Source organism: Methylobacterium soli, assembly GCF_008806385.1.
GTDB lineage: Bacteria > Pseudomonadota > Alphaproteobacteria > Rhizobiales > Beijerinckiaceae > Methylobacterium > Methylobacterium soli.
Genome location: NZ_VZZK01000035.1, coordinates 26,968 through 40,293, shown reverse-complemented (window position 1 = coordinate 40,293; position 13,326 = coordinate 26,968). Strand labels below are relative to the sequence as shown.

Sequence of the window (13,326 nt, the reverse complement as noted above, 5' to 3'; positions counted from 1 at the left end):
CGGAAGTGTTGTTCATCCGTTGGAAGTGACGGCAGAGGTCCGGCGGCATACCCAAACCTACGTGAAGATCGCTGGGCGCGTGCCACGGCATGTGCGGCCCGGGGAGGGGGCCTTCGTAAAGGCGAAGCGGCTTGCTGGAGTTGCCCCCATCAAACCGGACACGGGGCTGGTTGGATCTGAGCACGGATGAACTCGCGCGGCGAGCGCATGCCGAGCCCACGGTGGGGATGGTGTTCGTTGTAGTCGGTGATCCAGGCGCCGATCCGAGCCAGAACGGTGTCGGCATCGGGACGGGGCTGCACGCGGGCATAGTCGCGCTTGAGCGTTTTGACGAACGCCTCGCTGAACCCCGTGACTCTCGGGCGAGCGCACCGGCGTGAAGCAGGGCACGAGATTTAGGGCTGCCGCGAAGGACAGCGTCTCGGCGGCCGTGTAGGCAGAGCCGTTGTCGGCCAGCCACTGTACGGGGTGGGTCGCGCGCAGACCGCCGAAGCGTTCCTCGACGCAGGTCAGCATGAGATCGCGTACCATCTGGCCGGTGACCCCGCCCGTCGAGGCCACCCAGGCGATCACCTCGCGGTCATGGGTGTCGATGGCGAAGGCCACCCGCACCACCTCGCCGTTCCAGCAGCCGATTTCCAACTCGTCCGAGGACCAGCGCCGGTTCGAGGCCGGGGCGATCACACGGCCCTCGTGGGCGCGCACGGGTCGTCCGCCCGTGTGGCGCTGAAGGAGCAGGCTGTCCCGCTTCATCAGCCGGAACACCCGCTTGTGGTTCAGCGCGAGCTCGCCAGTGGCGCGCCGCGTTCGGTTCAAGATCGCCGTCACCCGCCGATAGCCGTAGGTCGGCCGCACGTCCGTGATGGCGCGGATGGCGATCAGGACGGCCTCGTCGTCGGCACGGCGATAGGGACCGCGCGACCGAGCCCCGCCCCGCATCTGCTCGACGAGGTTGGAGCGGGCCACGCCGAGCACGTCGTCCACGACTTTCACCGGGAAGAGCCCGCGGGTGGCGACGGCAGCGGCCACGCGGCTTTTTTACCCGTGCGACGGCCAGCGCCTCCTTGAGCACCTCGACCTCCAGCGTCTTGCGCCCCAGCAGCCGCTCCAGATCGCGCACGCGGGCTTCCAACTCGCGCATCCGGCTAGCCGCGACTACCTCGTCGTCGGCTTGCACTGCCACCTGTCCGCCCTCGGCCATGCGACGCCTCCACCCGAATAGAAGGCTCGGTGAGAGGCCGTGGATCCGCGCCACCGCCGAGACGGTCATGCCGGGTTGCATCGTCTCCTCGACGAAGCGCACCTTCTCGTGGACGGTGTAGCGCCTGCGGCGCTCGCGCCCGGTGATAATCTCGATCCGCTGCGTGTCGTTCGGCATAGGCGCACGCCTAGGCTTCCGCCAAGGCCCTCACGGCTGCGACCGGTGTCCGGTCGAATTGGGGGCCACTCCATCGAGTCCCAGCGCGCTCACCACCCGTTTGCCCGCATCGTCAATGGCTTAGCGGGATTTTTGATATCCTTCTCCCCCTGGATCGTGTTGCGCGCACCCGCAGCACGATCCGCGATGTCACGATGCGCGACGATGGGGCGTCGCGCAGCACGGGCGCGAACACGGCGTCCTGTGCGCGACGTTCGCCCGGCAGCGACGGGGATGTCAGGGGCGAAGCGAGCCTCACAAGGGCTTGAGAGACCATCCGCCAGGAACGATCGTTGCGCGCTCTAAAGGCGACCTGTGCCAACAAGCTGGGGCAGGCCGGCACCCATCGCCCGGCCGATCGATCAGCGTCACAGCCTCAGGAACTCTCCCTCGCATGCTCACGCGACGCGCGCTCTTCTCCCGGCCTTCGCGACTGGCGGCGCTCACCGCCGCCGGCACCCTGTCCGGGGTGGGATATGCGACCGCGATCGAGCCCCATCGCGTCCATGTCACGCGCTATCGCGTCACGCCGAGCCGATGGCCCGCCGGCCTCACGTTGCGGGTTGCGATTCTGACCGACCTCCACGCGCATCCCCGCAACATGAACGAAGCGGACCTTGCCAGCATCGTGGCCCGCACCAATGGGTTGCAGCCCGACGTGACCGTGCTCCTCGGCGATTACGGCTCACAGAGCCCCGGCCCGGTCGCGCCGGAGGTGGTGGCCGAGCTGATGCGGGGCCTCGTCGCCCCGGCGGGCGTCTACGCGATCCAAGGCAACCACGACTGGACCGACGATCCTGATGCGATGCGACGGAAGAGCGGGCCGACGCGCGTGGAACGGGCCTTCCGGGCCGCCGGCATCGCGTTCCTGGAGAACCAGGCGGTGCCGCTCGGCTCTGCCCCGAAGCTCTGGATCGCCGGGATCGAGAGCGAAGCGACGCGCAGCAATCCGCGCAAGCTGCGCCATGATCCTGAACGGCTCGATCGCCACAGGACCGATATCCTCGCGCGGATGCTCGGTGCCGCGCCGGCCGATGCCGCGGTGATCCTGCTCGCTCATGAGCCGGATATCTTCGGCAGCCAGCTGGATCCGAGGATAGCCGTGACGCTGTCGGGTCACACCCATGGCGGCCAGATCCGCATCCTGGGCTGGTCCCCCTGGATCCCGTCCCGCTACGGCCTGCGCTACGCCTACGGCCATGTCGTCGAGGCGGGACGCCACCTCGTCGTCTCGGGCGGGCTCGGCTCCCACTTCGTGGCCGGGCGCCCCTTGCGCATCGGCGTGCCGCCGGAGATCGTTGTCGTGGAACTCGGCTTCACGCCGGACGACGGACTCGCCTGACGCAGGCACGGAGCGGCCTCACGGCGTCAGGGCTTCGCCGTCGTGCTGCCATTCGCCAGCTCGTGGACGCGTCGGAGGCCGATCGGGCGCCAGCGCGTCGATCGCCATGCGATGGATCAGGGCTTCCCGCCGCGCCTGCTGGATGACGATGCGGGCTGCCGCGCGGGCATTGGCCGCGCGCAATGGACCGTTGGGATGGCCATCGCGCAAGGCTCTCCAGGCGAGGGCGCGAAACCATTTCGCATTGGCGACGGCCACCGCACGCCGGCCTGCGAGACCCGTCGGCTCGATCGGACATGACGCTTGAAGAACAGGCATTGGCTCAATCCTGGACAGCCAGCCCTTGCTCGTCCGCTCTTGATACGAGACATGGTGGCGCTTCCTCACACCCGCAACACGGAGTCCAGCGACGCTGGCCGGCGAAGCGACGTGACGGATTGTTTTGGTGCAGCCTTCAGACGACCAGATCTGTGCTCTGAATCACACGCAAACCCGCAGCCTCAAGGCTCGCGGGGCATCGTACCAACAAGAGGATGGGAGTTTTGTACCAGTCTATACCGTGCGATGCATCGTCCGATGCCGCGCAAGCGGAAGCCACTCCGTCGAAGATCTGTCCTGGACTTCCAGCATCCCGAATCAGGACAGTGCCTGCACGATGGCCGTCAACCGCTTCGGGCGCAGGATTCGGATGGCTTCCTTGTCGACCGCAACGATGCCGTCCGCCTGGAAGCGCTTGAGCATCATGGTCACCCATTGACGCGTCGAACCGATGAGGGCTGCGATCTCGTCATGCGTGATCCGGCGCTCGATGACGCGAGCACCCGCTTCCTGTCGCCCGTAGAGATCACCCAGGTTCAGGAGAAGCTGCGCCAGACGCTCGATCACGGAGCGCGTGCCCAGCATCTGCGCCATGGCGGTGTAGCACCGTCCCTTCGCCTCCAGCGCCTCGATCAGGCAGAGGGCGAATTCGGGCAGCTGGCGGATCAGCTGGCGCAGGGTCGCGGCGGAGAGCGCCGTCACCCCGCAGGGCTCGATCGCCTCGCCTGACCATTGGTGCACACCCCCGCCGGTCAGGCTCGGACCGCCGATGAAGTGCCCCGGCGTCCAATAGGCCAGCGTGATCTGCCGGCCGGACGGCCCGGTGTAGAAAACCCGCACGCGCCCGGTCTCGATCAGGAAGATGCCGGAATGCGGCTCGCCCTGGCGGAACACGCTCTGGCCCGGCCTCAGGCTCAGGCTGCGCCCGGCCGCGCGCAGGCGCGCAACGTCGGCGGGCGGCAGGGCATCGAGAAAGCCGGCGCCCTCGTCCAGACCCTCGATGCTCTCGCTCAGGAACAGGGCACTGACGATCAGCGGCGCGGGCGCGCGCGTCGGATTCGGCAGGGTCGCGAGCGTTGGCGGCATGGAACGAATGTCCGGGATCGGGAGATCGGCCCCACTACTATGCGCGCGGCGCCGTCTCGAACCATTCCAAACATGTCCGCGCGGAGAGAATTCCCTCTTCTCACCTCAGCATCGCGGAGACAGATCTTTTACATCGACCCACCAAGTCGATTTCAGGGACGATCTTCAGGGGCGGCGCAATTAATTGCTGTTCTTCGGTGCAGGCCGGGAGCGAACATTCAAGCCGTTCCGACATCGGGAGAGCGGACGGTCCGGTGCCGTCCTCCTGCGGCCGGGGCCTCTCACCTGATGACGGAGCCGCCCGCGTGATCCCCCTTCGCCGCCTCGCCGCCGCCCTCCTGGCGGCCTCCGCCCTCGTGACGACAGCGCGGGCCGAGACCATCCGCGTCGCCGTGGGCACCCAGGACACCACGATCAACTGCGCGACCGGTGGCCTCCTGATCCGCGAGCTGAAACTCCTCGAGAAGTTCCTGCCGCGGGACGGCCAGTACAAGGACGCCACCTACGACATCCAGTGGCGCAATTTCACCAGCGGCGCGCCACTCACCAACGAGATGGTGGCCGGCAAGCTCGATCTCGGCGCGATGGCCGACTTTCCGGGCTCCCTGAACGGGGCCGCCTTCGCCAAGGCCGGACGGCGCAGTCTGTTCCTGAGCGTCCTGTCCGGCAGCATCAAGGGCAGCGGCAACGGCGTCGTGGTGCCGGTCGCCTCGCCGGTGCAATCCTTCGCCGAGCTGAAGGGCAAGACCATCTCGGTGCCCTTCGCCTCGACCTCCCACGGCCTGCTGCTGCGCGCCGTGAAGGCGCAGGGTTGGGATCCGGAGCGCGACGTCACCATCATCACCCAGGCGCCGGAGGTCGCGGGCTCCGCGCTCAAGGCCAACAAGATCGACGCCCATGCCGACTTCGTGCCCTTCGCCGAATTGTTCCCCTGGCGCGGCATCGCCCGGAAGATCTACGACGGCGCCCAATCCGACGCGCCGACCTTTCACGGCTCGCTTGTCGACGCGGCTTACGCGGAGCGCTATCCCGAGATCGTCACCGCGTATCTGCGCGCCGCGATCGAGGCGGACCGGCTGATCGCGGCCGAGCCCGAGCGCTATGCCGAGCTGATCGAGCGCGTGACGGGGATCGAGGCGGAGGTCGCCTACCTGTTCCACGGGCCGCTCGGCTTGCAGACCCGCGACATCACCTGGAAGCCCGAGTACCGGCAGGCGCTGAAGACCTCGATCGAGACCCTGACGCTGCTCAAGAAGGCGGATGGCGACCTCGACGTGGACCGCTTCGTCGACGACCGCTTCGTGCGCAGAGCCGCCGCGCAAGCGGGCCTCGACTACGAGGCGCGCCTGACGAACTACGCGCAGGCGCCGCTCACGGCCGCCGACGCCGCGACCGGTCAGCCGATCACGGATGTTTCCCGCGTCGCCCAGATCTGGGTGAAGGGCGAGGACAAGGTCCGCCACTACGCCTCGCCCGAGGCCGCGCTCGCCGCGCTCGCCGCGCTGGAGCGGGAGGGCGGCAGCGCGCGGGTGATCTACGCGCAGGACCGCCAGAGCGGCATCAAGCTCTTCGCGAACCAAGCCTGGTACGTGCGCGATGCCGGGCAGCGCCTCGGGGCCTTCCTGCTCAAGGGCGATGCGGAAGCCTTCGCCAAGGCGCATGGGGGCGAGGTGCTCGACTTTGCCGCCGCCCGCGCGGGCGTCGCGCGGCTGAGCGCCCGATGAGCGCGGGCGCCCTGGAAGCGCCCGGCGCCACCCTGGCGGCCCGGCCGGACGCGAAGGAGAGGCGCCGGGACGGCCGGGACGGCCACGCCCGGCTCCCGCTCCGGCGCCTGGCGATCCGGGCAGGGGCGCTCGGCCTCGGCCTCCTCGCGTGGCACCTCGCCGCGAGCCAGAAGGTCGATCTCGGCCTCGTCACCTTCGGCAACGTGCCGGCGCCTGCCGAGGTGGCGCGCGCGGCCTGGTCGCTCGCGCAATCGCCGAAGCTCGGCGCGCATGTCGGGGCGAGCCTGGCGCGGGTGCTCGGCGGCTTCCTCGGCGCGCTCGCCCTCGGGATCGCCCTCGGCCTCAGCATCGGCCGTTCGCGGCTGGCGGGCGACCTGCTGCTGCCGCCCCTCGAAGTGCTGCGGCCGATCCCGGCGGTCGCCTGGATCCCGCTCGCGATCCTGATGTTCCCGTCCTCGGAGGCCTCGATGGTGTTCATCACCTTCACGGGCGCCCTGTTCCCGATCCTCCTGAACACCGTGCACGGGGCGGAGGCCGCGAGCCCCCGCCTCGTCGCCTCCGCCCGCAGCCTCGGCGCGGGCCGGGCCGCGATCCTGCGCGAGGTGGTGATCCCGGCCGCGCTCCCCAGCATCGTCACCGGGGCGGCCATCGGCATGGGAACGGCCTGGTTCTGCCTCGTCACCGCCGAGATGATCTCCGGTCAGTACGGGATCGGCTACTTCACCTGGGAATCCTACACCTTGCAGAACTACGACGACATCGTCGTCGGCATGCTTCTGATCGGCCTGCTCGGCATGGGGTCGAGCGTCGCCGTGCGCGCGCTCGGCCGCCTCGCCATGCCGTGGACGCGCGGAGGCCGCGCGTGAGCGCCGCCCCGCCCCCGGCCGCTGGCCGCATCGAGATCGCGGGCGCCGCGATCCGGCTCGGGACCGGCGCCGCCGCCTTCGAGGTGGTGCGGGACATCGACCTCGCCATAGCGCCGCGCCAGTTCGTCTGCCTGCTCGGGCCGTCGGGCTGCGGGAAGTCGACCCTGCTCGGCGCGCTCGCGGGCCATCTCGGCCTCGCCCGCGGGAGCCTCGCGCTCGACGGGCGGCCCGTGGCGGGGCCGCATCCGGAGCGCGGCATCGTCTTCCAGCATCACACCCTGCTGCCCTGGCGGCGCGTGATCGACAACGTCGCCTTCGGGCCGAAGATGCGGGGCGTCCCCAGGGCCGAGCGGCTGGCCCGGGCACGGGATTTCCTGGCGCTGGTGGGGCTCGCGGATTTCGCCGAGCGCTACCCGTCCGAACTGTCGGGCGGCATGCAGCAGCGGGTCGAGATCGCCCGGGTGCTGATCAACCGGCCGCGCGTCCTCCTGATGGACGAGCCCTTCGGCGCCCTCGACGCGCAGACGCGGCTGATGATGCAGGAATTGCTGCTCGACATCTGGACGCGGCTGCCGACGACCGTGGTCTTCGTGACCCACGACATCGACGAGGCGCTGTTCCTCGGCGACCGGGTTCTGGTGATGTCGGCCCGGCCGGGCCGCATCCTGGAGGACATCCCGCTCGCCTTCCCGCGCCCGCGCGGGCGCGACCTCGTCACCGCCCCCGACTTCGTCGCGCTGAAGCGACGCTGCCTCGACCTGCTGCGCCCCCACGACGGGCAGCCCTCGCTGCCGCGCCTGACCCCGCTCGGGTTGCCGCTGCCGGGGGCGGCCTAGAGCCGCCTTCGATCGGGTGGGACCCTGTGCGGCGTATCGAGACAGCCTCACCAGCACGCGGGCGCGAAGCGAACCTGAGGCGGGCTTCGAGGGTGCGCCCCAGATCGTTGGCGGCGGACGCCGCCTCAGCGCTCCAGTTTGCGCCAGATTTCGACGAACGACCGTGTCTTCGCCCGCAGAGGCATGCGCTCGTCCGAGAGGGCATCGACGAATGCAGCGAGGCGTCGCGACTTCACGACCGTATAGGCCGTGAGCAGCAACACGCCGACAAACACGATGATGACGGCGACCAGCTTTTCGAGGCGTGTCGCATGCGCGAAATCGAGCACGTTCATGCCCAGCACCGTCGCGGTGATCGCGCCGACCATGAAGCAGATCGTCACCACGGTGAGCTTCAGGAAGAACCGTGATTGCCGGCGCAGGGACTCGCTGTCGAGATAGGACGACATGGCGCCCAAAGACTGTTTCACGTCATCGTAGAGACGCTCCGTGCCGAGCTTGCTCGTGAGCAGCGAAAAGATCTCGCTGGCCTGCGTCTGGTTCGAGGCCTGGTGGAACCAGTAGCGATGGTTGAAGCGGAGGAAGCTCTCCATGGAAAGGCGCATATCCTGCGCGAAGCGGCCCACGCTGCGGCGGTCGGTGATGTCGAGGGAATTCACCGAAACCGCCAGCCGGTCGGACATCATGAGAAGCGCGGCTTTGTGAAACCGTGCGATGAGAAAGAGTTGAAGATAGCGGTGCCGGAATTCGCCGAGCAGCCCCCGTTCGAGGTCGATCGCCGCAGGTGACACGCCCGTCACCATGGTCAGACCCCACCCGCTGCAGGTCAGCCGCATGCCCGATGTCCCGCCGCGCGCCGGGTCGAAGAACCGGTCGTGACAATACTCCTCCTCGAAACGCGCCAGGTAGGCGTCGGAGTAGGGTAGTTCCTCCGAGGTGCCTGGCCCGGTATTGAGCCCAAGGCGGACGTAATCGGTGCGCGTGATCTCCTTTGGATCGCGCATCGCGAAGAAGCCCATACCGGGAATCCGGTAGTCCTCCAGGTGCCGGTAGCGGAGCGCCCCGGCTCCCTTCGAGTGGTGAGGGACCATCGGCGCGAGCAGGAAATCCCAATGTGCCGCGACCTGAGCCGAGCGGTTGCGGCATACGGCAGCGACATAGCGTTCGCGGCTCTCGAAATCGGAGGCGGCGAGAACGCCGCCGTCGGGCCCGAGCCATTCCACGCGCTTTGGGCAATGGAGCGCGCGCCCCTGCTCATCCCAACCGGACGGATACGTGCGGCCGATGCGGAACATGAGGTCTTGCGCGACGGCAAGCGGGAGACGACCCGCAACGAGCTCGAGCTTGAGCAGGGCGATGTCCAAGTCATGGAAGAAATACAGGTCGACATGCACGACTTCGAGATCGATCGGCGACGTGTCGTCGCCAAGCGTGACCCGAGCCGTCTTCACATCGTCACGGCGCACGATATGGATCGGTGATTCCCCGTAGCCCCGGCCAGCCTCGCGCTCATAGGCCTCGCCGTAGAGGAAATGCTGAACGTGCGGGAGGAACGAGACGAATTCCCGATAATGGCGCTCCTGAAACAACCCGCGGCCGAGCGCAAATCGATCTTCAAGATTGTGCCAGGGCGGTCCGAGCCTCTGCCAATGGCGGGCCATCGGCTCCTTACCGGTCGGAACGAGTTGGAGTGGCCAGAGCAGGATGTGGCGGAAGTGCTCCACGATTGTTTCCGATGACATCCGGGGCCCCGCATCGCTCAGGATCGGTGTGCTTGTCCGATGCCTCCTGTCTTTCTGGAAGATCATCAAGCAACCGAAACATCCTCTTCTATCGGTGTCCGTAAAACAACGCGGACCCTGAGCACGCTCTGCCGGCGCGGGGTCGAGACCGGCAGAGCGCGCAAGAAATCGGGATCTGGAGGCATGACCCGGTGCGACGTGATCGGGCACCGCTCGAGCGGCGCCGTCGCTCGCGTCTCGAGGCGCTGTTGCGTGCCGGATCGAACAGGCCATGACCATCGGGCGGATGAGCCGGGCTTCCCCTTCGCCTCGGGGGGCCTGGGTTCACGGCCGGGCGGCCATCGGGGCTGCCCCGAACGTCCTGCCCCGGGGGCCCGGAAACTAATTGCTATCTCGCATGGGCCGCACGGTCCCTAATCGGAGCGAACCGATGACGGATGTTCCGATGCAATACCCCGCCGAACCGCCCTTCGATCCCGAGGCCGCCCCGACCGAGATCGTGCTCTCCGCCGGCGGCCGGGCGCTGCGCCTCGCCTGGCCGGACCGCACCGCGGCGACGCTCGGTGCGGAGGCCCTGCGCCTCGGCTGCCGCTGCGCCTGGTGCACGCGCGACCGCATCCAGGGCCGGTTCCCGGCCGGGTTCGCGGCCGTCGCGGTGACGCAGATCGCGCCGATGGGCGGCTACGCCCTCCATCTCGGCTTCTCCGACGGGCATGCCCGCGGGATCTACCCCTTCGTCTACCTGCGCGAGCTTGCCCGTATCACGCCCGCGGCGGAGCGGACGCCCCGGGCGGCCTGAGCCCGACTTCCCCATCCGTGCGCGGCCCGCCCGCGCCCCATCCGCAGGAAGGCCCGCATGAGCGCCATCGACCCCAAGACCGAGATCATCGAGGCCGACATCCTGGTGATCGGCGGCGGCACCGGCGGCCCGATGGCCGCGATCAAGGCCAAGGAGGCCGACCCGAAGCTCCGCGTCGTCCTGATGGAGAAGGCCAACGTCAAGCGCTCGGGCGCGATCAGCATGGGCATGGACGGGCTGAACAACGCCGTGGTGCCGGGCTACGCGACGCCCGAGCAATACGTGAAGGAGATCACGGTGGCCAACGACGGCATCGTGAACCAGCGCGCCGTGATGGCCTACGCGCAGGGCTCCTTCCCGATGATCCAGTATCTCGACCGGCTCGGCGTGAAGTTCGAGAAGGACGGCTCAGGCGAGTACAACATGCGCAAGGTCCACCATATGGGGACCTACGTGCTGCCGATGCCCGAGGGGCACAATGTCAAGAAGGTGCTCTACCGGCAGCTGCGCCGCCTCCAGGTCGGCGTGACCAACCGCTACATGGCGACCCGCCTGCTGAAGGATCCGGACGGGCGCATCGCGGGCGCGCTCGGCGTCAACACCCGCACCTCCGATATCCTGGTGGTGAAGGCCAAGGCCGTGGTGCTGGCCTGCGGCGCGGCCGGGCGGCTCGGGCTGCCGGCCTCGGGCTACCTGTTCGGCACCTACGAGAATGCGGCCAATTGCGGCGACGGCTATGCCATGGCGTATCACGCGGGCGCCGAGCTCGCGAACCTCGAATGCTACCAGATCAACCCCCTGATCAAGGACTATAACGGCCCCTCCTGCGCCTACGTCACCGGTCCGTTCGGCGGCTATACGGCGAACAACCGGGGCGAGCGCTTCATCGAGTGCGATTACTGGTCGGGCCAGATGATGCTCGAGTTCTGGCGCGAATTGCAGGGCGGCAACGGCCCCGTCTTCCTCAAGATGGACCACCTGCGCGAGGAGACGATCTCGGAGATCGAGACCATCCTGCACTCGAACGAGCGGCCCTCGCGCGGGCGCTTCCACGAGCGGCGCGGCACCAATTATCGCAGGCGCCCGGTCGAGATGCACATCTCGGAGATCGGCTTCTGCTCCGGCCACTCGGCCTCGGGCGTGTGGGTGGACGAGCATGCCCGCACCACGATTCCCGGCCTCTACGCGGTCGGCGACATGGCGAGCGTGCCGCACAACTACATGCTCGGCGCCTTCGTGAACGGCGGCATCGCGGGTGCGGATGCGGCCGCGTATTGCGCGGGCACGCGCCTGGCCGATTACGACGAGGGTGAGGTCCTGGCCGAGCGGGAGCGGGTGCTGGCCCCGACCCGACGCGCGGACGGGCTCACGCCGCACGAGATGGAGTTCAAGACGCGGCGCTTCGTCAACGATTATCTGGAGCCCCCGAAGGTCACGGCCAAGATGGAGCTCGGCCAGCGGCGGTTCGGTGAGATCCGCGAGGATCTGGAGCACCTCTGCGCGCGCGACCCGCACGAGCTGCTCCGGGCGCTGGAGATGCAGACGATCCTCGACTGCGCCGACATGGCGGCGGCGGCCTCGCTCTACCGCACCGAGAGCCGCTGGGGATTCTACCACCTGCGCACCGATCACCCCGAGACCGACAACGCGAACTGGAACTGCCACACCGTGCTCTACAAGGACGCGCGGGGCCGGATGGCCCACGCCAAGCGCGCCGTCGACCCCTTCATCGTGCCCGTCGCCGAGGCCGAGATGGGCGCCTACCACCAGCTCCGCATCAAGACGCCGGCCGCTGCCGAGTAAGTCGCCCGCCTATCCGGAGAATTCCGCATGCCGATCATCAACCAGGCCAAGAGCGCGGCCGTCGTCGTCGACGACGAGAAGTGCATCGCCGAGAAGGGCTGCCGCGTCTGCGTCGACGTCTGCCCGCTCGACATCCTCGCGATCGATGAGAACCGACAGAAGGCCTACATGAAGTACGACGAGTGCTGGTACTGCATGCCCTGCGAGGTCGACTGCCCGACGAACGCCGTCACGGTCCATATTCCCTACCTGTTGCGGTGAGCGCCATGCCCGTGTTCGACACCTTCGACGACGATCTCGACGATCTGGCCGAGCGCTGCGCCGATCCGGATTCCGGCATCCGCCGCGTGGCGATGATGGCGTTGGCCGAGGCGGTCGGCCCGGAAGCCAGGGTGCTGCTGCTCAAGGGTCTCGCCGACGACGACGCCACGGTGCGGGCCGCGGCCGCGAAGGCGCTCGACGAGCATGATGGGCCCGACGTGGTCGAGGGACTGATCAACGCGCTGGAAGATGCCGAGGCCGAGGTGCGCCGCATCGCGGCCGACACGCTGGCCGAGAAGAAGGAGCCCGCCTGCGGTCCGCTGCTCATCGCGCGCGCGGCCCATGCCGACCCCTTCGTGCAGGCCGCGGCGCTGCGGGCCCTGCGCGAGCTTGTCCTGCCGGACGCGCTCGCCGCGGCGCTCAAGGCCCTGCGCAGCCCGGTGCCCGAGGTGCGCCGCGAGGGGCTCGGCGTCGTCGGCTATCTCAAGGCCGAGGCGGCTCTGCCCGCCCTCATGGCGACCGCGGGCGACCCGGATGCGAGCGTGCGCCGCGCCACGATGGCCGCCCTCGTCTTCCTGCGTCCGGGCGGCCCGGGCGTCGCGACGCTCATCGCCGGCCTCCAGGACGAGAATTGGCAGGTGCGCGAAGAGGCCGCGGTCTCGGCCGGCAAGATCCGCCTGCCCGAGGCGGTCGAGGCCCTGATCGCCCGCATGGACGATCCGGTCTGGCAGGTGCGCACCAAGGCGGCGAACGCGCTCGGCCGCATCAAGGCGCCGGACGCCGTCGCGGTGCTCGGCCGCGCCCTCGGATCGGAGATCAGCAATCTCCGGAAGGAAGCCGCGGCGGCCCTGGGCGAGATCGCCGACCCGCGCGCGCTGCCCGCTCTCGAAGCGGATTACGACGATCCCGACCCGGACGTGCGCAAGCTCGTGCGCTGGGCGATCGGCCGCTGCCTCGGAACCTGAGCGGGCGCCTCGCGATCAAGGCCGGACCGGAGAGGCCTCCGTGCCGGCCCGGCCGGGATCGGCCGCGCTCCGGTCTCGCCTGGACGAGCCCGCCACGGCGAAACCTGCCGTGAGATCAGAAAAGAACTGAATATCCCGCCCGAACCATGGGTCCGGGCCGCGATCGA

The 13,326-nt window shown here is 68.8% G+C and carries 11 protein-coding genes and 1 pseudogene; 8 read left to right on the top strand and 4 right to left on the bottom strand.

The features are described from left to right. Positions 1–149 precede the first annotated feature (149 nt). Positions 150–1,378 (bottom strand): annotated as a pseudogene (locus tag F6X53_RS25390) (IS3 family transposase). A gap of 433 nt (positions 1,379–1,811) precedes the next feature. On the opposite strand from F6X53_RS25390, the gene F6X53_RS25385 reads away from it, so the two are divergent. Further along, positions 1,812–2,759, top strand: coding sequence for a metallophosphoesterase (locus F6X53_RS25385; RefSeq protein WP_151003562.1), 948 nt, complete (start codon positions 1,812–1,814; stop codon positions 2,757–2,759). Between the two features lie 18 nt (positions 2,760–2,777). Here F6X53_RS25385 and F6X53_RS25380 read toward each other — a convergent pair whose 3' ends face one another. Both F6X53_RS25380 and F6X53_RS25375 read right to left on the bottom strand, forming a co-directional pair. Then, entirely contained in the window at positions 2,778–3,017 is a 240-nt protein-coding gene (locus F6X53_RS25380; RefSeq protein ID WP_244965617.1) for a hypothetical protein, read from the bottom strand. Between the two features lie 378 nt (positions 3,018–3,395). Beyond that, complete coding sequence (locus tag F6X53_RS25375) at positions 3,396–4,163, bottom strand: Crp/Fnr family transcriptional regulator (protein WP_151003560.1); 768 nt, start codon at positions 4,161–4,163, stop codon at positions 3,396–3,398. Positions 4,164–4,468: 305 nt separating this feature from the next. On the opposite strand from F6X53_RS25375, the gene F6X53_RS25370 reads away from it, so the two are divergent. Genes F6X53_RS25370 through F6X53_RS25360 form a run of 3 tightly spaced genes read left to right on the top strand, consistent with a single transcriptional unit; the run spans position 4,469 to position 7,589 of the window. Then, positions 4,469–5,887 (top strand): ABC transporter substrate-binding protein, encoded by a 1,419-nt coding sequence (locus tag F6X53_RS25370; RefSeq protein WP_373875924.1) that lies wholly within the window; start codon positions 4,469–4,471, stop codon positions 5,885–5,887. Beyond that, positions 5,884–6,753 (top strand): ABC transporter permease, encoded by an 870-nt coding sequence (locus tag F6X53_RS25365; protein WP_151003558.1) that lies wholly within the window; start codon positions 5,884–5,886, stop codon positions 6,751–6,753. The genes F6X53_RS25370 and F6X53_RS25365 overlap by 4 nt, the downstream gene beginning before the upstream one ends. Continuing rightward, positions 6,750–7,589, top strand: a complete 840-nt coding sequence (locus F6X53_RS25360; protein ID WP_151003556.1) for an ABC transporter ATP-binding protein — start codon at positions 6,750–6,752, stop codon at positions 7,587–7,589. Before F6X53_RS25365 ends, F6X53_RS25360 begins: the two co-directional genes overlap by 4 nt. Before the next feature lie 125 nt (positions 7,590–7,714). Here the strand turns inward: F6X53_RS25360 and F6X53_RS25355 are convergent, their stop codons facing one another. Further along, positions 7,715–9,313, bottom strand: coding sequence for a magnesium transporter CorA family protein (locus tag F6X53_RS25355; protein ID WP_151003554.1), 1,599 nt, complete (start codon positions 9,311–9,313; stop codon positions 7,715–7,717). A 448-nt stretch (positions 9,314–9,761) separates the two neighbouring features. Between F6X53_RS25355 and F6X53_RS25350 the strand changes: the two genes are divergently transcribed. From F6X53_RS25350 to F6X53_RS25335, 4 genes are read left to right on the top strand one after another with little or no spacing between them, the layout of a single operon-like run. After that, positions 9,762–10,130 carry a DUF971 domain-containing protein gene (locus F6X53_RS25350; RefSeq protein WP_238296794.1) on the top strand — a complete coding sequence of 123 codons (369 nt, stop codon included), beginning with the start codon at positions 9,762–9,764 and terminating at the stop codon, positions 10,128–10,130. A gap of 57 nt (positions 10,131–10,187) precedes the next feature. Beyond that, positions 10,188–11,933, top strand: a complete 1,746-nt coding sequence (locus F6X53_RS25345; protein WP_151003552.1) for a fumarate reductase/succinate dehydrogenase flavoprotein subunit — start codon at positions 10,188–10,190, stop codon at positions 11,931–11,933. Between the two features lie 27 nt (positions 11,934–11,960). Then, on the top strand, positions 11,961–12,194 hold the full coding sequence (locus F6X53_RS25340) for a 4Fe-4S dicluster domain-containing protein (RefSeq protein WP_151003550.1): 234 nt from the start codon (positions 11,961–11,963) through the stop codon (positions 12,192–12,194). A 5-nt stretch (positions 12,195–12,199) separates the two neighbouring features. Continuing rightward, positions 12,200–13,159 carry a HEAT repeat domain-containing protein gene (locus F6X53_RS25335; protein WP_151003548.1) on the top strand — a complete coding sequence of 320 codons (960 nt, stop codon included), beginning with the start codon at positions 12,200–12,202 and terminating at the stop codon, positions 13,157–13,159. Positions 13,160–13,326 lie beyond the last annotated feature (167 nt).

Excerpts from the sequence above, each read along its gene's own strand:
- F6X53_RS25385 (WP_151003562.1), top strand. The coding sequence starts at position 1,812 with ATGCTCACGCGACGCGCGCTCTTCTCCCGGCCTTCGCGACTGGCGGCG.
- F6X53_RS25375 (WP_151003560.1), bottom strand. The coding sequence starts at position 4,163 with ATGCCGCCAACGCTCGCGACCCTGCCGAATCCGACGCGCGCGCCCGCG.
- F6X53_RS25365 (WP_151003558.1), top strand. The coding sequence starts at position 5,884 with ATGAGCGCGGGCGCCCTGGAAGCGCCCGGCGCCACCCTGGCGGCCCGG.
- F6X53_RS25350 (WP_238296794.1), top strand. The coding sequence starts at position 9,762 with ATGACGGATGTTCCGATGCAATACCCCGCCGAACCGCCCTTCGATCCC.
- F6X53_RS25345 (WP_151003552.1), top strand. The coding sequence starts at position 10,188 with ATGAGCGCCATCGACCCCAAGACCGAGATCATCGAGGCCGACATCCTG.
- F6X53_RS25340 (WP_151003550.1), top strand. The coding sequence starts at position 11,961 with ATGCCGATCATCAACCAGGCCAAGAGCGCGGCCGTCGTCGTCGACGAC.
- F6X53_RS25335 (WP_151003548.1), top strand. The coding sequence starts at position 12,200 with ATGCCCGTGTTCGACACCTTCGACGACGATCTCGACGATCTGGCCGAG.